General features: G+C 49.8%; 19 protein-coding genes. 14 read left to right on the top strand and 5 right to left on the bottom strand.

The annotated features are described in order from the left end of the window. Positions 1-39 precede the first annotated feature (39 nt). The 5 genes from CFI03_RS08885 (at position 40) to CFI03_RS08865 (ending at position 3,989) form a co-directional block, all read left to right on the top strand. Complete coding sequence (locus tag CFI03_RS08885; protein ID WP_248757081.1) at positions 40-495, top strand: SRPBCC domain-containing protein; 456 nt, start codon at positions 40-42, stop codon at positions 493-495. 212 nt (positions 496-707) lie between these two features. Further along, the gene (locus tag CFI03_RS08880) at positions 708-1,658 is read left to right on the top strand and encodes a collagen-like triple helix repeat-containing protein (RefSeq protein ID WP_248757080.1); all 951 of its coding nucleotides are present in this window, start codon (positions 708-710) and stop codon (positions 1,656-1,658) included. 184 nt (positions 1,659-1,842) lie between these two features. Next, positions 1,843-2,229, top strand: coding sequence for a GIY-YIG nuclease family protein (locus CFI03_RS08875; RefSeq protein ID WP_127493641.1), 387 nt, complete (start codon positions 1,843-1,845; stop codon positions 2,227-2,229). Between the two features lie 211 nt (positions 2,230-2,440). Continuing rightward, positions 2,441-3,046: a pentapeptide repeat-containing protein gene (locus CFI03_RS08870; protein ID WP_248757079.1), complete on the top strand. Its 606-nt coding sequence runs from the start codon at positions 2,441-2,443 to the stop codon at positions 3,044-3,046. A gap of 85 nt (positions 3,047-3,131) precedes the next feature. Continuing rightward, positions 3,132-3,989 carry a TolB family protein gene (locus CFI03_RS08865; protein WP_248757077.1) on the top strand — a complete coding sequence of 286 codons (858 nt, stop codon included), beginning with the start codon at positions 3,132-3,134 and terminating at the stop codon, positions 3,987-3,989. A gap of 81 nt (positions 3,990-4,070) precedes the next feature. Here CFI03_RS08865 and CFI03_RS08860 read toward each other — a convergent pair whose 3' ends face one another. Then, entirely contained in the window at positions 4,071-4,958 is an 888-nt protein-coding gene (locus CFI03_RS08860; RefSeq protein WP_248757075.1) for a LysR family transcriptional regulator, read from the bottom strand. A gap of 168 nt (positions 4,959-5,126) precedes the next feature. Here CFI03_RS08860 and CFI03_RS08855 point away from each other — a divergent pair, with 168 nt between their 5' ends. From CFI03_RS08855 to CFI03_RS08845, 3 genes are read left to right on the top strand one after another with little or no spacing between them, the layout of a single operon-like run. After that, the gene (locus CFI03_RS08855) at positions 5,127-6,266 is read left to right on the top strand and encodes an ABC transporter substrate-binding protein (protein WP_248757073.1); all 1,140 of its coding nucleotides are present in this window, start codon (positions 5,127-5,129) and stop codon (positions 6,264-6,266) included. Further along, the gene (locus CFI03_RS08850; protein WP_248757071.1) at positions 6,266-7,960 is read left to right on the top strand and encodes an ABC transporter permease; all 1,695 of its coding nucleotides are present in this window, start codon (positions 6,266-6,268) and stop codon (positions 7,958-7,960) included. Before CFI03_RS08855 ends, CFI03_RS08850 begins: the two co-directional genes overlap by 1 nt. Continuing rightward, on the top strand, positions 7,957-9,042 hold the full coding sequence (locus tag CFI03_RS08845; RefSeq protein ID WP_248757070.1) for an ABC transporter ATP-binding protein: 1,086 nt from the start codon (positions 7,957-7,959) through the stop codon (positions 9,040-9,042). The genes CFI03_RS08850 and CFI03_RS08845 overlap by 4 nt, the downstream gene beginning before the upstream one ends. A gap of 70 nt (positions 9,043-9,112) precedes the next feature. On the opposite strand, the gene CFI03_RS08840 is transcribed toward CFI03_RS08845, so the two are convergent. The 4 genes from CFI03_RS08840 to CFI03_RS08825 all read right to left on the bottom strand — a co-directional run bounded on the left by CFI03_RS08840 (position 9,113) and on the right by CFI03_RS08825 (position 12,914). Further along, positions 9,113-9,823, bottom strand: a complete 711-nt coding sequence (locus CFI03_RS08840) for a cupin domain-containing protein (RefSeq protein ID WP_248757069.1) — start codon at positions 9,821-9,823, stop codon at positions 9,113-9,115. A gap of 68 nt (positions 9,824-9,891) precedes the next feature. Further along, positions 9,892-11,130 (bottom strand): oxalate decarboxylase family bicupin, encoded by a 1,239-nt coding sequence (locus tag CFI03_RS08835; protein WP_248757068.1) that lies wholly within the window; start codon positions 11,128-11,130, stop codon positions 9,892-9,894. Between the two features lie 113 nt (positions 11,131-11,243). Further along, the gene (locus CFI03_RS08830) at positions 11,244-12,128 is read right to left on the bottom strand and encodes a pirin family protein (RefSeq protein ID WP_248757067.1); all 885 of its coding nucleotides are present in this window, start codon (positions 12,126-12,128) and stop codon (positions 11,244-11,246) included. 327 nt (positions 12,129-12,455) lie between these two features. Then, on the bottom strand, positions 12,456-12,914 hold the full coding sequence (locus tag CFI03_RS08825) for a cupin domain-containing protein (protein ID WP_248757066.1): 459 nt from the start codon (positions 12,912-12,914) through the stop codon (positions 12,456-12,458). A gap of 255 nt (positions 12,915-13,169) precedes the next feature. On the opposite strand from CFI03_RS08825, the gene CFI03_RS31310 reads away from it, so the two are divergent. The 6 genes from CFI03_RS31310 to CFI03_RS08795 all read left to right on the top strand — a co-directional run bounded on the left by CFI03_RS31310 (position 13,170) and on the right by CFI03_RS08795 (position 17,557). Further along, positions 13,170-14,546 (top strand): FAD-dependent oxidoreductase, encoded by a 1,377-nt coding sequence (locus tag CFI03_RS31310; protein ID WP_248757065.1) that lies wholly within the window; start codon positions 13,170-13,172, stop codon positions 14,544-14,546. Positions 14,547-14,661: 115 nt separating this feature from the next. After that, positions 14,662-14,997: a thioredoxin family protein gene (locus CFI03_RS08815; RefSeq protein WP_248757064.1), complete on the top strand. Its 336-nt coding sequence runs from the start codon at positions 14,662-14,664 to the stop codon at positions 14,995-14,997. Between the two features lie 35 nt (positions 14,998-15,032). Continuing rightward, positions 15,033-15,362 carry a putative quinol monooxygenase gene (locus CFI03_RS08810; protein WP_248757063.1) on the top strand — a complete coding sequence of 110 codons (330 nt, stop codon included), beginning with the start codon at positions 15,033-15,035 and terminating at the stop codon, positions 15,360-15,362. Positions 15,363-15,521: 159 nt separating this feature from the next. Beyond that, positions 15,522-16,247, top strand: a complete 726-nt coding sequence (locus CFI03_RS08805; protein ID WP_248757061.1) for a pirin family protein — start codon at positions 15,522-15,524, stop codon at positions 16,245-16,247. Positions 16,248-16,259: 12 nt separating this feature from the next. Further along, positions 16,260-16,595: a hypothetical protein gene (locus tag CFI03_RS08800; protein ID WP_248757059.1), complete on the top strand. Its 336-nt coding sequence runs from the start codon at positions 16,260-16,262 to the stop codon at positions 16,593-16,595. A gap of 92 nt (positions 16,596-16,687) precedes the next feature. Beyond that, positions 16,688-17,557, top strand: coding sequence for an alpha/beta fold hydrolase (locus CFI03_RS08795; RefSeq protein WP_248757057.1), 870 nt, complete (start codon positions 16,688-16,690; stop codon positions 17,555-17,557). Positions 17,558-17,582 lie beyond the last annotated feature (25 nt).

Below are 17,582 nucleotides of genomic sequence, written 5' to 3'. Positions count from 1 at the left end.
AGCTTAACTGGTAGATTAATATGATGGGATGTGAAAAGAATGGCCGAAGCTACAGCAGGTCGTAATCAGCTTACGTTTGATATTGTTATTCAGGCTGCACCAGAGGATGTATGGGCAGCGGTTGCCACCTCAGAAGGGGCTCAGGCAACCTTATTTGGCTGCACGATGCAATCCACTTTTGAGCCGGGAGCGCGAATTGAATTCCGCGGGCAAGGGGCGGACGGAGACAACACGCTGCATGTATACGGTTTTGTCCGCAGCTATGAACCCAACCATGAATTTGCTTATGAACAGCATGCCGCGCCGGCTTACGATCCTCATCATGAGACAAATTATTGCGATATGCACTTCCGTATTATTCCTGAAGGAGAGGAGACCCGGCTAATTCTTACCTGTGACTGGACGGCTGGCAATGCCGGCTATGAGCATGCCAAAGCGACTTATCCAGAGTCCGATTATATGGATGGGATTAAGCGTTTTGCGGAATCGCGGTAATGGCCTTATTTGTGGCAAGCATGACAAGCGCATACGCCATGCGGCTCTTGTCCCACATACAGTAACGGGACAACAACCATGGAGGTGCAGGCTTGAAATCCGCAGTCCGGAAATCTAGGAAGCACAAAAAGCATTGCAGGCGCAAAAAGGTATGCCGTCACCACAAAAAGAAACATTGCAAAGTCCATGTGACTGATGCGGAATTCGCTCGATTGATTAGCATTCTGGAAGGGATTAAGAATGAGCTCCCTACGGCGCTTACGCATACGGAGAGTCAGCATAATCACGGGCTGATGATGCAAAACGTCCGGCTGCACGATTTTGTAGCCAAATCCGGAATGTGCCGCAAAGATACGCTGCTGAAGCTGCTTAAAGATTTTATCGACCTGCTCAAGCGGATCGAGCTGTCCTTGATCGATAAGGCGATAGAACAGCAGGTCATTATTAATCAGTTGTTTATTACGATGGAAACGGTCAACCTGACGACCGTACAGCAAAACACGTTTGTAACCGAGATCAACCAAATTAACAATATAATTAACGTATTCGAAAATGATGGCCCTCCGGGTCCGCAAGGCCCCCCTGGCCCTCAAGGTCCTCAGGGTCTGACGGGACCGCAAGGCGCGCAGGGAGCACAAGGTCCGGCAGGAGCGCAAGGCCCTCAGGGAGTGCAAGGGCCGGCAGGTTCGTTCTCGCCGGCTTACGCCAATGTGTACGATAATGCGGCGCAGACCTTGGTTAATAATCAGGCGGTACGCTTTAATCAATTCGACCAGCCGTCATCCGTTATCGCAGGGGGAATTGTAGCAACGGCTACTTCGTTAACGGTGCCGACAGCCGGTGATTACACGGCAGACTGGAGCGTGTCCTTTCTGCCGCCTCCAACCCATTGCGCGTTCGGAATTTTTATTAACGGCACCTTGCATCCCGCAACCACCTCGGGGCTAGCCGTAACCGACGGTCAGCAAGTCAACGACGTAGGGGCAACGGCTATAATGCGTCTAGCTGCCAATGATGTGGTCGAGCTTCGGGCGCTTATCCCTGCGACCAGCACTCAGACCGCAATCAATATTAGTGCGGTCATCCAATACCCGCCGTTTGGCGGCGTAGCCGACCAGCCTATCGCCAGTGCATCGCTTAGAATCATCAAGCTGACCGCTTAACCGGATTTTTCTCGTTTAACTTCGCAAGGCTAGACAGGTTGTCTAGCCTTGTTTGTTATGTCCGGGTTTGTTTATCGGTTACTGGTTCACGCATCGGTTGACGACTAACTGCAACGTATGCTAATCTTGACTACGTTACTTATTTAGTAAATTAGTAAACAAGTATGAAGGAGATGATGAGCAAATGGAGAAACAGCGCAAGCGCGAACTAGGGACGGCTTACGCCCAAACCTTCCGGAGAATGGGTGTTTATCAGATTCGGAATACGGAGAACGGGAAAATTCTGGTGCTTGGCTCAATGGATTTGGATGGAGCAAAGAACCGGCTCGCCTTCATGCAGCAGACAAACATGAACACCGTATTCGAATTGCAGCAGGATTGGAACAAATACGGAGGAAGCTGCTTTGTTTTTGAAGAGCTGGATTCGATCAAGCCGCGCGAAGAGAATGTGACGGACCGTTCCGAGCTGAAAAAATATCAGGCGGAAGTGGATGCTCTACTCGAGCTTTGGATTGAGAAGCTTCAGCCCTATGAAGAAAAAGGCTATAACCGCCGGCCGCGCGCGAATTAAATCGTAACAACCTGTCATTCGATAATATACGGAACAACCCGCGACTTCCTTTGGAGGCTGCGGGTTGCTTTTGCATTCTGTGCGAATAAAACAAGCGAAAAGCTTCAGAAGGGGAAGCCCGCGACGTAGTTAAGCTTGCTACACGATCCTTGTTCACCTACAATCGAATTAGGACATTATCGGAGCTTGACGTGGGAAGAGGGGAATAGCCATGCAGACTTATACCGATCGGCAGTTTGAAGGCGTTGATTTCAGCGGGGAAGATTTCAGGGAAGCCGAGCTGACGCGCTGCGTATTCATAAAATGCAAGTTTATCGGCGCTCGGTTGGAGGAAGTTATTACGACGGGCTGCAAGTTCGAGGAATGCGATTTTCATGGCGCCGCGCTTAATGCTTCCGTGCATACCGAGTCGGCGTTTACGAATTGTTTGTTTGAAGGAGCAAATCTGTTTGTCGCAAAGTTCGCGGCCTGCAAAATGACCGGCTCCGACTTTACGCGTGCCGAGCTGAGCGGAATAACGATTGTTAAAGGCGACTGGTCCTATACGAATCTCAGGCATGTAAAGCTGGACAAGCAAAATCTGAGGGATATCCGCTTCGTGGAAGCCGATTTGATGGGAGCTTCGCTCGAGAAATCCGATCTTTGCAAATGCGATCTGACAAGGGCAAACCTGACGCAAACGAACTTAAGCGGCGCGGACTTGCGTGGGGCCGAGCTGGAAGGCGTACCTTGGAAGACGGTTAATCTTAAGGGAGCCCGGATGGATGCCATACAAGCGATTGTGCTGCTCAGGTCGCTAGGCGCTAAGGTAGAATGATGAAAGCGCATTAAAAATCTGCTAGGATAGAGTGGTTAGCACTTATCCTGTCATCATTTCATCATACATAAGGGGAGAAGCGGAAATGGCGGAATCTTCGGGCATTACGAGCTTTCTGGAAACAGTGGATATAGAATCCGGCGAGCGGAGCGTCCTGGCGTCTTTCGATTATCTGATTGAGGCGCCGAACTGGACAAGCGACGGCAAGACGCTTATTTATAACAGCAGGGGCCGGATATACAGCTTTAATATTGAACAAGGGACCAGCACGGAGATCCCTTCCTCCTTCGCCGTGCATTGCAATAACGACCACGTATTGTCACCGGATAATACCCGTCTTGCGGTCAGCCATCATACGAGAGAAGACGGACAATCCCGTATTTATACGTTCCCGCTGGAGGGAGGAGATCCCGTTCTTGTCACTCCGATGGGACCAAGCTATCTGCACGGCTGGTCGCCGGATGGCCGAACTCTCGCTTATTGCGCGGAGAGAAACGGACAGTACGACATTTATACGATACCGGCAATCGGCGGCGAAGAGACGCAGCTCACGAATACGCCGGGACTCGACGACGGTCCCGAATATTCGCCGGATGGCGGCTATATCTGGTTCAACTCCGTTAGAACGGGCCTTATGCAGGTGTGGCGAATGAAGGCCGACGGCAGCGAGCAGATGCAAATGACGTTTGACGAGAGCAACAGCTGGTTCCCTCATGTGTCGCCGGACGGCAAGCAGGTTGCTTATATCACCTACCGTAAGGGGGATGTGGCACCGGGAGATCATCCGGCCAACAAGCATGTGGAGCTCCGTCTGATGGACAGCAATGGCGGAGAATACCGGACGCTTGTTAAGTTGTTTGGCGGACAAGGGACGATTAACGTCAATTCCTGGTCGCCGGACAGCCGGAAGCTTGCTTTTGTCAGCTATCGTTTGGAATCCTAATACGGAATTATAAAAGCCGCTCTGCGCCTGCCTTATGAAAGGGGGCGATAGAGCGGCTTTTTCCTGTCTTCCGCAAGTCCGCTATAGGCAGGAATGCTTCATAAACTGGATGAAGGAGCGGACATGGAAAGCCATAATATCGGCCTTTCGGAAGGCCAGGCAAATATGGCGCTGCTGCACGTTTCCCGGCAGCTCGCGAAGCACCAGCTCCTTCGCCTGCACCTCTCTTGTCACGCTCCGCCAAGGCAGCATGCCAATGCCAATCCCGTGCTTGACGGATTCCTTGATCGTCTCGATCGCCCCAAGCTCCATGATAACCCTCCATTCCAGGCCATTATCCCTCGCCCATAGCTCGGACAACTCTCTGGAAGTAGAGCCGTGTTCATGCAGAAGGAAAGATTCATTCTTTAAATCTTCAACAAGGATAGTTTCTTTGTGGGCAAGCGGATGATTATAAGGCAGCACCAGCTTCAAATCGTCATCCGCCAGCGGAATAATCTCGAGATCGTCGAAGGGGCGGACGATCAGCGATACAACCGCGACATCAATCTCGAATTCTCTCAGCAGATTGATAACGGTACCGGCCTGCTTTACTGTCATTTGCGGCATAACCTTGTCGTATTTAGCTTGAAAGGCAGCTAAATAGGGGGGGAGGAAATAGGTAGCGGGCGTATAGCTTGCCCCTATTTTCAGATGCCCCCGGCCCTGCTCCCGGTGCTCCTTCATGAGCTGACCGGACTCATCCAATAACGCGCATATCCGCTTGGCATAGGGCAGCAAGGTTTGTCCCGCATCCGTCAGGCGCAGCTGCCGGGGATGCTTATAGAACAGCTCAACGCCTAGCGCTTCCTCGAGTTTTTTCAGATGAAAGCTTACCGTTGGCTGTTTAAGCTGCAGCTCTGCTGCAACCTCGGTTAAGGTAGACAGGCGTGCGGCATGGGCAAATACGCGAAGCTGCTGAATATTCATTATGGGCTCATCTCCTTAACTCTTCTTGTCATACTATAGATAATTTCGATGAAGCTATCAATATAGATAGATGTTATTTAATATAACTTTATCATTCACTTAATCTTCCATTTACAATCCGTCGTTAATCTGAGAATGAAAGAAAAAGACATTGGAGGGGTAAGAGAAATGGCAAACGGGTATAAAATGAAGGGTCTTATGCTTGTCAGCGTCTTGGCGGTAACAGCAGCACTGTCGGCTTGCGGAAATAACGGCAATAACGAAGCTAATACGGCAGCAACGGGCAACGGCGCAACAAATGCCTCCGCAACAACGGAAGCAAGCACGGAGCCATCAGCGGATGCGGCGGCTAGCCCGGCCGCGGCGGATGCAAGCAAGGATGAGCCTCTCGTTGTATATTTGAATGATTTCGACGATATCGTAAAACCAATGTTCGAAGAGAAGACAGGCTATAAGCTGGAGATCGTTTCCGGCAACGGCGCCGAGATCGCTTCCCGTATCGAAGCGGAAAAAGGCAACCCGCATTGGGACGTCGTATGGATGGACTCGATGCCAACCATCGACCAAATGGGTAAAAACGGACAGCTGCTCGACAACTGGACACCAAGCAATCTGGATGGATTGACGGATTTCGCAAAGACGGTCGTTCCAGCGAACAACACCTACTTCCCTACGGGCGCGCATGCCGCATCCGTTATCGTCTATAACACGAAAGCATTTGACGCAAACAGCGCTCCCAAAACATGGGATGACTTGCTTGACGCGAAATATAAAGGCGTAGTAGGCATGGCCGATCCGGCCGTAGCCGCACCTGCGTATCCGTTCGTAGCGTGGTTCTTCCAATCCAAAGGCATGGATCAGGGCAAAACCTATTTCGAAAGCCTTATGAAAAACGGCGTTCACGTTTATCCGAAGAACCCTAACGTAGCTAAAGCGCTGACCGACGGCGAGATCAAAGCGGCAGCTCTTCAAGAAAGCAATGCGTACACGCTGAAAAATGCCGGCGAACCGGTTGATATTATCTGGCCGGCGGAGGGCGCGCCTGCATCGGTACGCGTGGCAGCGATTCAAAAAGAGTCCAAGCATCAGGAAGCGGCAAAAGCATTCGTAGAATTCCTCCTTGATCCGGCAACCCAGCAGGCGCTTATCGATAAAGGCGACGAGAGCTATTTCGAGCCATCGGTAAAAGGCGTTAACCCAAAAGCCGACCGTGCGGCAGATGCAAAGCTGCTTGTTGCGGAAGCTGGCTGGGCGGGCGAGCATGAAGGCGAAATTAAACAATGGTTCGCGGATAACGCGGTGAAATAATGCTGCGACTTCAATCACAAGGAAACCGGACTGGCTGGCTCGTGCTGGCCGTCCTGTTTCTTCTTATTCTGCTGCCGCTTATTGCCGTCGTCATTCAGGTACTCCTGCCCGGAGTTTTTTTTGGTCAATTCGAGCTTGGCGATTTATCGCTTTTGCTGGATGTGTTCCGGCGGCCGCTTTGGTATGTTTCCCTGAAAAATTCCGTCATTCTTGGCATTGGAACCACGGTGCTGGCCACGATGATCGGTACGGCCATCGCGATGGCCAGATCGAACTGGGCCTTCCGCGGCGCCAAGCTGCTTGACTTTGCCGTATGGATTCTGATTATTACGCCATCCTTTATTTTGGCGCAGGGCTGGGTCATGTTTGCCTCTGCAGACGGACTTGCCGCCAAGTGGCTGGGCTGGCATAGCCTGCATTCGTTTATTTTTCAGCCAATCGGGCTTATTACCGTCATGACGCTCAGCAAATTCCCGCTTGCTTATTTAACCGTCTATTCCGCGCTGGAGTGGAAGGTAGACCGGCTGAGCGAAGCCGCGCGATTGTCGGGCGGGTCCAGCTGGACGGTATGGCGTACGATCCAAGCGCCGCTCCTGCTTCCGGCCATCTGTTCCGGAGCCATGCTTGTCTTTATGGATACGGTAGGCGACTTTGGTCTCCCGGCGTCCATCGCGACCATTTTCCGTTTTCCAACCTTGCCTTATTCGATTTATTCCGCGTTATACACGTCGCCGATCCGGTTCGATATGGCCGGGGCGTTATCGTTCTATCTCGTGCTCCTCATTGCCCTGGCGATGAGCGTACAGCTGTATGCCATGCGCAAGTCGCGTTATGATTTCCTGTCTTCGAGAGCAACGCGCTCAGAACCTAAGAAGCCGCGTAAGGGCGGGATTTATCTCGTTATTGGCAATATCGTGTTTCTTGCCGTCGTAATCGGTATTCCGTTCGGCTCCAACCTGCTGATGTCTATTTCGGGCAGCTCGACCGCCGGCAAAGGGCGCGAGTTGACGTTCGAACATTATAAAGCTTTATTTGCCGGTAATAACCGCAATTTGCTGGAAGGACTTGTCCATTCGCTGGAGATTGCGGCCGTAGCAGCCGTTCTCGGTCTGTTTGTTGGGTTCCTTGTCGCGTACGTTCTGACGTATTCGCAATTCAGGCTGCGCAAAACCATTGATGTCATCTCGCTGGTATCGCTCGCCGTACCCGGAATCGTACTGGGGATCGGGTATATCTTCATCTGGAATCAGGCATGGCTCGAAAAGATTGGACTTCTGCTGTACGGAACGCCTTGGATTCTGATTCTGGCTAGCGTAGCCGGCGTGATTCCGGTTATTACGCGCGTAGTGGTCGGAGCGATGGCGAAGGTGCCGAGACAGCTGCTATCGGCGGCGCAGATGCAGGGAGCATCGTTCGGCCAGAGAGTAACCACGATTCTGATGCCTCTAATAAAAGGGGCTCTCCTATACGCGGGTCTGGCTGCTTTCGGAGCAAGCGTATTTGATCTGGCCATCTCGTCCATTCTGTATCCGCCTAACTTTATGACGCTTCCGGTTGTCATTAACAAGGCATTCGAGGATCTCAAGTTTGGATACGCGGCGGCAGCAACGCTGACCGGCGGGGGAATTGTCATCTCGATCATTGCCGTAATGGAATTGCTTGTTAAACCTTCAAGAAAGCGGGTAAAATCATGACGAATACGATACTGGAAGTTGAACGGCTGGGCAAATCGTTTGGTTCCCATACCGCGCTGCGGGATATTAACTTCTCGGTGAGCCAAGGGGAGATTATCAGCGTGCTAGGACCGTCCGGGTGCGGCAAATCCACGCTGCTCCAGCTGATTGCCGGCCTCCAGCAGCCGGACGAAGGCGAGATCCGCCTGCGCGGCGCAACGGTGGCGTCGGTATCCCGGCTGGTTCCGCCGGAGAAACGCGGCATCAACATGGTATTCCAGGATTACGCGTTATGGCCGCATATGACGATCTATGACAATATCGCTTACGGCCTCCGCAGGCAAAAGGCAGCGGCAGCAGCCATCCGCGAACAAATCGCGGAGCTTGTAGCACTCCTGCATCTGGAAGGGCTGGAGGATAGGCTTCCGCCGCAATTGTCCGGCGGACAACAACAGCGGGTAGCTATCGCGCGTGCGCTGGCAACCAAGCCGGATCTGCTGCTGCTTGACGAGCCGCTCTCCAATCTGGACATGCGGCTCCGCATCGAGATGCGCTCGGAGATGGCTTATTTGTTTCGTCAGCTCGGCACAACCGTATTCCATGTGACGCATGATCCCGATGAAGCCTTTGCCATGGCCGATCGTCTTATGATTATGCGGGCTGGCGCCGTTGACCAGATTGACCGGCCGCAAATTTGCTACGACCGTCCGGCAACCTTGTCCGCAGCCATGCTGCTTGGAGCGGGCAATCGCTTGAAGAGCAAGCTGGTCAGGGAGGGGGAGCATACAACCGTACGGATAGCGGGACAAGAAATAGTAGGCACGTCACCAGGCTCTCCCGGGGTACAACGAACACATCTGGTTGATCTGCTGTTCCGTCCGGATTCCGCCGAGTGGAGGTCCGTGCCAACGGCTTCGGCGAACCAGCTGCCCGTCCATGTTCTGCATAGCGTATTCGAAGGGAAACGCTGGCGCGTGCTTGCGAAGACATCCGACGGACAGTCGATCTCCTTCCTGCACGACGAATACCTGGATGCGGGAGAGGAAGGCAATCTGCATATCAGCGTTTCCGATGCGTTCGTGTATCCGCAGCAATCGGCATAAAGGCATTCAAAAAGAGACAACCGTCCATGCGGTTGTCTCTTATTGGTCTTATTAGCACCACAAGTGCGGGTTAGAAGAAATAAGGCGGGTTGGGCTGCTGGAGATAGCTGAAGGGTTGCGGATATTGCTGCTGTTGCTGCGGATAAAACTGGGGTCCAAAGGGACCATGTGGGCCATAACCCTGCGGTTCATTGGGATAGGGAGCATAGGGCGGCTGGGCCTCCGGCTCGCGCTGCATTTGCTGCGGCTGGCAATTGGCCGGAGGACCGATGACTGTCGTATCCGTAATGGGTGCCAGCGTTTCTTTGACCATTTGCTCGTTCAGACAGTAAGTATGGGCGAGAACCCCGGGAGGCGTCAGGCGCAGCATATCGGAATATCCGATAAACTCCGGCACAGGTGCGTCAAAGATTGCAAGCAGATGGGTGTTATCTACCGTAGCGATTTCGTAATGCGGCCAGCCTTGCGGCACGTTCGCGACTTGACCGGGCTCTATCGGGAAGTTCAGCAGCTTTTTCGTAAACGGGTTAATAATGGATACAACGGCCGAACCGGAAATGCAATAGACCAGCTCGGTTGCGTTCTGATGAATATGCGGCTCAACTACATTCGAACGGCTGAGGTAAATATCCAGCAATGAAACGTTGCCTAGCGTATTTAATTGTGCAATCGACAAGGTATTGATGAAGTTGCGATTGTCTTTCTTGAACGTTGTGTTTGTGTTCACGTCATACCAGAACTGCACGTTAGGGGAAGTGAAGTCCATATAGGATACCGCCACTAGCTCTCCGCCTTTCCAGACTCTAGACTAATGGGATATCCTATGCATTCGCCCGGAACGACGTTCGCCTATTTCAAATAGGATTTGCCCGGGTATTTCACGACCGGCCACTTCTCCTTGCGCAGCGCATTCAGAAGCTCGGGGCCAACATGCAGATTATCCCTTATCAGATCTCTTGGCGTAAGCGCCATCCATTGGTTGAGGGATACGTCCATAAACCGGTCGCTCTTGAACATCTCCAGAAACCATAAGGACTCATCGCCGGTATTCTGAATGTAATGCCCATAAGCAAACGGCACGTAACCGACATCTCCCGCCCGGTAATCAAACGTTCTTGCGGCACCGTTCCCGGCAAAAACGGTCATCCGTCCTTGTCCTGTCAAATAATATTGCCATTCGTCATTGTTTGGATGCCAATGCAGCTCCCGCATAGCGCCGGGTTTGATCTCGACAAGCGCTGCGGCAATCGTTTTGGCGGCATGAAAGTTGGTCGAGTCTGCAATCCGAACCGTGCCGCCCGGCGTAACGATGGGCGTCTGGGCAAGAAGGCGGTATTTGAAGCTTTGAGGTACCGTGCCGTAAGGCGAGTGGACCTGCTGGCTTTCGATCGAGCCGGGTACTTCATCCTGGAAAATATAAAGCTGATCCGTCGGGATGGAATCAAAGGCCGATTCCGGTACGCCAAAGTTAGCGCATAATACCTCTTTTGGCGTGTGGGCGAACCAGTCGGAGATCGACAACGTATTCAGGTCGGAAAATTTGCCATCGTCAAAAACAAGCAAAAACTCGCAGCCATGCTCAAGCCCTTGTATGGAATGGGGCAGTCCTGCCGGAAAAAACCATAAGTCGCCTGCTTCAACGTCCGCGATGAAATTGCGTCCGTCCTGGTCGACGGATGTGATCCTCGCGCTTCCCCATATCATATAAGCCCACTCGGATTGCTGATGCCAATGCAGCTCGCGGACACCGCCGGGCGTCAAATACATGTTTACGCCGGCGAGAGTTGTGGCAATCGGCATCTCGCGCTGCGTGATCTCGCGGGACCAGCCGCCCTGATTGAGCTGCATATGCGTATCGGAGAACGAGAATTTCAGATTCGGTACCAGTCCGTTGTCGGTTATCGGAGGTCGAAGCATATCGGGATTTTCCAAATCCCGCATAATGTCCCGCGGACCTAAGTCAGGGCCTCCCGCGCAATCGATTGGCCGATAAGGCTGAGGAACGGCAAACGATTCGCTTTTCCCGCCATTCGCCTCAGGATTATTGGAAGCATTGGCATTGTTACTGCCTGCGTTGGAGTCGTTCATTCCTTTCCCTCCTAAAAATAAGCTCTTCAAGCATGCTTATGACGGAAGGGTTGGTTATTATGAGGCAGGCTGGCAGAAAAAAAGCCGGGCAAGCCGCCCGGCTGTCATGCGTTTTAGAAATCGGCTGGTCCCATTTTGCCATCCTGGAAGTCGACAAACGCTTGAAATACTTCTTGTCGGCTGTTCATGACAAACGGTCCTTGCTGGAAGACCGGTTCATCGATCGGTTCACCGCTTAGAACGATCACTAGCGTATCGTCGGTCTGACCCTCAATCTGAATGGCTCCTGCGGTATTGGAGAAAAGGACAAAATCACCTTCGGCGGCTTTTCGCTCTCCGTTAATGAGGGCATTGCCTTTAAGCACCATCGCCGCCGTATTGTAAGAAGCCGGGAGCTCAAAGCTTGCTAGACCTCCCGCTTTAAAAGAAATGTCAAACAGATTAACCGGCGTAAAGGTTTGAGCAGGACCGGTTACGCCGTTGAAGCTGCCCGCAATGACGCGAACCGTACCGCCGCCGTCAGGAAGCTCCGAATACCCCATATCCGCTTTTAGCAGCTCCTGATATTTTGGCGCATGCATTTTGTGCGCGCGGGGAAGGTTAATCCACAGCTGAATGACGTGGAACAGTCCGCCGCGGCGGGAGAAGCTTTTCTCATGATATTCCTTGTGCAGCAGACCGGAGCCCGCCGTCATCCATTGCACATCGCCTGGACCGATAATTCCGTGATGGCCTTTGTTGTCATGATGCTCGACGTAACCGTCATAAGCGATGGTCACCGTCTCGAATCCGCGGTGCGGATGGGCGCCAACGCCTTTCACCTCATTGCTTGGCGGGAAAACAAACGGCGCATTGTAATCCATCAGAATGAAGGGACTAAAGCGCTCGCCGAAGTTCGTGCCGCCAGGGAAATAATTCGATACCCGGAAGCCGTCGCCGACCATATGGATCGGAGCCCCTTGATATACGCCTTCTACTGCCCGTAATGTTGTTGTCATGATTGAAGCAACTCCTTCTATGTGAATTTTGTCGATGAATAATTATCTTAATTTAAAGATATTGTACTATAAAAAAGTAAGTGTGTAAAGGGGAGGGTGTGACACGGAGAAATTCGTACCAGCGTATGCTTATCTAATTGATTGGACATGAATATAAATGAAAAGAGTGAATTTATGCTGATAATTAATAAGGTGGACTCTCTTGAATATACGACCTCTAAGAACTAAAGTAATCTCAAAAAAATAGCGACTGAACAGGAAACTTCTGTTCAATCGCTATTTTTATTCTAAAGCGGCATCTGAGCGAGAATTCGCCTGCTCGTGTGCTTAGCCCAATTTGATTCCAATTGTTGCATTGTCATCCGGTGTTCCAAGCCAGTAACCGTAAGCGATAGCGACTTGAACAAAATGTTGCAAAACTTCCGGCGAAGGAGGACCTGGTTGAATCGTATCAGCTGGACGGCCGATTTCAACGAAGAAATCTCCCATTTTCGCAGTCGAGGCGACCAGCAATTTGACGGTTTCATTCGTGGAATTTCTCCAAGCGTGCTTCACGTGGCCCGGAATATCGACCGTTTGTCCAGCATGAACGGTTTGCCAGCTGTCATTTGTAAAAGCTTCGAGTTGACCCTTGAGAACGACAAAGGTTTCGTGGTCATCGTGACTATGAACTGGAACGACCACACCTGGCGGAACTTCCGCTTCCATAAGGCTGTACTCCCGATTTTCCGCTAAATCAGTCAAAAGTTTGATACGTGGTCCCATAACATCTAAAAACGTCGACATAGTTGTTTTCCTCCATAATGTGTATTGTATTTTGTGCTATATTTCGGTTCTGACCCGATATAAGCTTCCTTTCATGTTCGATATTATAGCCGTAATGTTCTTTCGGTTCTGTAATCTATTTTACGAGAAACAAATTTTATGTAATCTCCCACATTCCTTGGTCTGCAGAAGCCGAAAATATGATGCATTATGATGAATGCAGCAATTGAATAGAGGAAATATTACTCGATAGCGAATGGAAAGAGGAGGACTCATGTGGAGCATTTCGAGGCAATTATTATTGGTTTCGGAAAAGGCGGGAAAACGTTGGCCGCAGCTTTGGCTGACCGAGGCAAGAAAGTTGCAGTGATCGAACAGTCCAAGATGATGTACGGGGGCACCTGTATTAATATCGGCTGCATTCCGACAAAGGCGTTGGTGCATCATTCAAAGCTTTCCCAGTTGAAGAGACTATCGAGTTTCGAGGATCAAGCCAGTGAGTACCGTTCAGCCATTAACAAAAAAACGGAGTTGATCGCTGCCATGCGGCAAAAAAACTTCGAAAACCTCGATAAGAAAGAAACAGTAACACTCTATACGGGTAAAGCTTCTTTTGCATCTCAGCATGAAATCTCCGTACAAACGGAGACCGGCAATGTGATGCTGCACGGCGAGCAAATTTACATTAATACTGGAGCAACTACTGTCATACCCGAAATTGATGGGATCCAGGAAAGCAAACATGTTTACACTAGTACTTCATTAATGGAACAGACTGCTCTTCCAAAACGCCTCGTTATTATTGGTGCTGGTTATATCGGATTAGAATTCGCTTCCATGTATGCCGGTTTTGGTTCCGAGGTTATCGTTATGGATTCGCATCGCGACTTACTCGAAAGGGAAGATCGAGATATTGCGCAAGCCGTGCGAAGCTCATTAGAGAAAAAAGGAGTAACATTCCATAACAACGCAACTATTGAATCCGTGAGAGATGTGGAACATGCCGCAATCGTTACATATGCAGAAGCCGATCAAAAGCGGCAGGAAACAACGGATGTTGTCTTGGTTGCAACGGGTAGGAAACCGAATATTGATGGTTTGCAACTTTCTAACGCTGGAATTGCGATTACCGAACGAGGCGCAATCCAAGTAAACGAGCGTTTGCAAACAACTGTCCCTCACATCTTTGCGATGGGTGATGTAGTAGGCGGGCTACAGTTCACATATATTTCGTTGGATGATCAACGGATCATCATGGACCATTTGTATGGAAACAAACGTCGGACAACTCAAGACCGACAATTCGTTCCTTATTCCGTCTTTATCGACCCGCCGTTGTCTCGTGTAGGATTAACTGAACAAGAAGCTGTCGCATCTGGACATGAAGTGAAAATTGCACTCTTGCCGGCCGCAGCCATACCTCGAGCCAAATTGAGCGAAGAGACGGAGGGACTCTTAAAAGCGGTCGTCGATGCACAAACGGATCGAATCCTAGGCTGTACGTTGTTTTGTGCCGACTCTCACGAGATGATAAATATCGTTCAAATCGCAATGGTAACCGGACAGCCCTATACCTTCTTAAGGGATCATATGTTTACGCATCCTTCGATGAGCGAATCCTTGAATGATCTATTTCAAAAGATTTCGAACTGATCGGTGGAGACTGGGGAATGTTTGAACATCGGTTGGATTTATGAACTGTAACTTAAATTACAGAAATATGTCGTAAGCTGCGCTAAGATGAGCACATAACAAGGAGGGATGCACAATGAATAGGATTGAAAATGAAGCGCAATTCCAAGAACAAATCGGTCAAGATAGCTATACCATTATGAAGTTCGACGCAACCTGGTGTCCGGACTGCAAAAATCTTGATCGTTTTATCGGAAATATCATCAGTGAAAATAGCGACAAAGCCTTCTTCGCCGTCGATTCGGAACAATTCGAGACGCTCGCAGAAAAGTATGACGTTAGAGGAATACCAAGCTTGCTTGTATTCAAGAATGGTGAGAAATTGGATCACTTGCACAGCAAGTTTGCAAAAACTCCAGCTCAAATTAGGGAATATTTGAGTAAGTTAGATTCACCTTCAAAAGATCAATAAACAAAAACGATGGAACAGGAATAGGGGGAGTCATCGTGTCCAATCAACAAGTTCAACTAAATATTCGCTTCAAAGCAAAACCAGGGAAAAAGGAAGAATTCCGCAAGGCGTTATCTTCCCTTATCGAAGAAATGTCATCAGAGAAATCATTCATCAGCGCTATCGTCTCCGATGATCTGGATCAGCCTGATGATTTAGTCATTTATGAAACATGGCAAGGCACAAGAGACAGCTGGATTGCAGAGGAATTCACCAAGCCATATCGTAAGAACTACGAAGGAACTCTAAGCGATTTAATCGTTGATAGAAATGTTAGTTGGCTTGAACCTAAGGGTGAATGGGGAAGTCAAATCACAAACGCGTAATCATACGGATAATCGTTTTTCAGTTCAGGCAGAGGAGACTAATTACAGCTCCCTGCCTGATTTTCATATCCCGGCGTACGGAGGATCGGCACCTGTTGTAGAGGAATGATCCTGTTCCATTTCGATTCAGTAAAAATGTAAACACAAGGAGAGAGCGTAATGATTAACGTATACCCCGCAGAATCGAGACATTCCTTCGATCTGGGTTGGCTGAAAGGCAGCCATAGCTTTTCATTCGGTAATTACTTCGATGAGGAGAATACCGCGTTTGGCCCGTTAAGGGTCCTGAACGATGATACGATTTCTCCAAAACGTGGTTTTGGCGCACATCCGCATAGCGACATGGAGATTCTTTCAATTGTTCTTGATGGAGCGCTCCGTCACGAGGACAGCTTAGGAAACGTGATGGTGACGACATTTGGTGGCGTTCAGCGAATGTCTGCTGGCACTGGAGTGGTGCATACCGAACATAATCCTTCGGATACCGAAGATGTCACGCTGCTTCAGCTCTGGTTCGAGCCAGAAAGAAGAGGATTAGCGCCATCTTATGAGACAACGAAGTATGATCCGAGCTTGCTTCCCGGACGGTTGCTGCCGATCGCTTCTAGCAATTCGGTCGAACATTCGGTTGCAAAATTGCATCAGGATATGACTGTTTATCTAAGTAAACTGCAAGCTGGCTCAACGGTGTCATTTAAACAACAACCGGGAAGAAGGGTATTTTTGTTCGTCATTGAAGGACGGCTAGAGGTAACCGGCACGAACGATGCAAGGACGCTGCTGTCCAGACGGGATTCCGCGCGCCTCGTGAATGAAACGGTTTTGAAGCTTGAAGGAGTACAAGAAGCAGATGAAACATTCTTTATGTTGATAGACTTGCCTTAAGGAGGAGCCATAATGGCCAGATTTTTGATCAAGCATGCTGTAGGCGGGAGGACGTTCGTAGATACTGATGCTAACCCGCAAATTCAATTTGTAGTGAAGGCACTAGATAAAGGCAGAAAGCAGATAGCCGTCTATCTTCCTGCGGAGTTGGAACCGGAAATAGCTGAGTTGCTAAAGTGGAGACAAGAACTGAATGTGTTTATTTTTGACGAGCTTGAGAATGGGCTTCAGCAGAAAACCTGGTTTTATTCGGGAGATGGCGACCTCCATTACAATGAGACCGATCGAGTCTTAAATATCGGCAGCAGCCGCGATATTCGTTATTTGCCTTCCAATTTCCTAGAGTAGTATCAGTAAGAAACGCTATTCAAGGTCTCAGATGGGCGATCTGTTCATATTCATACTATGACGGTTGAACTTGCAAGGAGGGAGAGCTATAGATGTCCTTGGCTGTGCAGTATAAGAAAATGAACATCGAAGGGATAGAAGTCTTCTTTCGCGAAGCAGGAAATCCGCGGAACCCGGCGATTATTCTTCTTCATGGATTTCCGAGTTCTTCCCATATGTTTCGGCATTTGATACCGCTACTGGCCGATTGCTATTATGTCATTGCACCAGACTATCCCGGATATGGAAACAGCAGCATGCCCTCAGTGGATGAGTTCTCGTATACGTTTGAACATCTTTCATTGGTAATAGAACAATTGATTAATGGACTTTGCATTACTCAGTATATTTTATATTGTCATGATTACGGTGGTCCTGTCGGTTTCAGGCTTGCTATCCGTCATCCGGAGCGGGTACTAGGCTTTGTGATCCAGAACGCAGTTGCGCATGCTGAAGGGCTTGGACAACCATTTGATTTATTCAAGGCGCTTTGGGCAGATCCTAGTCCAGAGAACAAGGACAAGTTTGCCACGCTTGTTGATGCTGAGTTCACCAAGAAACAATATACCTTTGGTGCGTGCGATCTTTTTCGAATTAGTCCGGATGGTTATATAATGGACCAATATTTCCTCGATCGGCCGGGCAATGGCGCTATTCAGTTGGCATTAGGCTATGATTACCGAAATAACGTGGAGCAGTACCCGAAATGGCAACAGTATTTACGGACCTATCAGCCTCCAACCTTGATCGCCTGGGGCAAAAACGATTTTATTTTCACCTTGGCGGGGGCATATTCGCTCGCAAGGGAACTAACATGTGTCGAACTCGTGCTTTTATGCGGCGGGCACTTTGTCCTCGAAGAAGAGAGCTTCACGGTTTCTAGATTAATCAAATCATTTTTTCGTCGGGTTTATGGATTTTAGTGAGAAATTATTAAAACAGATGAAA

It is taken from the genome of Paenibacillus sp. ATY16, assembly GCF_003399985.2.
GTDB classification, from domain to species: Bacteria; Bacillota; Bacilli; order Paenibacillales; family Paenibacillaceae; genus Pristimantibacillus; species Pristimantibacillus glycanilyticus.
Note: the sequence above shows the minus strand (reverse complement) of the source record. Positions and strands in the feature narration are given on the sequence as shown.

Coding starts and splice junctions, on each gene's coding strand:
- CFI03_RS08885 (WP_248757081.1), top strand. CDS start 40: ATGGCCGAAGCTACAGCAGGTCGTAATCAGCTTACGTTTGATATTGTT.
- CFI03_RS08875 (WP_127493641.1), top strand. CDS start 1,843: ATGGAGAAACAGCGCAAGCGCGAACTAGGGACGGCTTACGCCCAAACC.
- CFI03_RS08870 (WP_248757079.1), top strand. CDS start 2,441: ATGCAGACTTATACCGATCGGCAGTTTGAAGGCGTTGATTTCAGCGGG.
- CFI03_RS08865 (WP_248757077.1), top strand. CDS start 3,132: ATGGCGGAATCTTCGGGCATTACGAGCTTTCTGGAAACAGTGGATATA.
- CFI03_RS08860 (WP_248757075.1), bottom strand. CDS start 4,958: ATGAATATTCAGCAGCTTCGCGTATTTGCCCATGCCGCACGCCTGTCT.
- CFI03_RS08855 (WP_248757073.1), top strand. CDS start 5,127: ATGGCAAACGGGTATAAAATGAAGGGTCTTATGCTTGTCAGCGTCTTG.
- CFI03_RS08850 (WP_248757071.1), top strand. CDS start 6,266: ATGCTGCGACTTCAATCACAAGGAAACCGGACTGGCTGGCTCGTGCTG.
- CFI03_RS08845 (WP_248757070.1), top strand. CDS start 7,957: ATGACGAATACGATACTGGAAGTTGAACGGCTGGGCAAATCGTTTGGT.
- CFI03_RS08835 (WP_248757068.1), bottom strand. CDS start 11,130: ATGAACGACTCCAACGCAGGCAGTAACAATGCCAATGCTTCCAATAAT.
- CFI03_RS08830 (WP_248757067.1), bottom strand. CDS start 12,128: ATGACAACAACATTACGGGCAGTAGAAGGCGTATATCAAGGGGCTCCG.
- CFI03_RS08825 (WP_248757066.1), bottom strand. CDS start 12,914: ATGTCGACGTTTTTAGATGTTATGGGACCACGTATCAAACTTTTGACT.
- CFI03_RS08815 (WP_248757064.1), top strand. CDS start 14,662: ATGAATAGGATTGAAAATGAAGCGCAATTCCAAGAACAAATCGGTCAA.
- CFI03_RS08805 (WP_248757061.1), top strand. CDS start 15,522: ATGATTAACGTATACCCCGCAGAATCGAGACATTCCTTCGATCTGGGT.
- CFI03_RS08800 (WP_248757059.1), top strand. CDS start 16,260: ATGGCCAGATTTTTGATCAAGCATGCTGTAGGCGGGAGGACGTTCGTA.
- CFI03_RS08795 (WP_248757057.1), top strand. CDS start 16,688: ATGTCCTTGGCTGTGCAGTATAAGAAAATGAACATCGAAGGGATAGAA.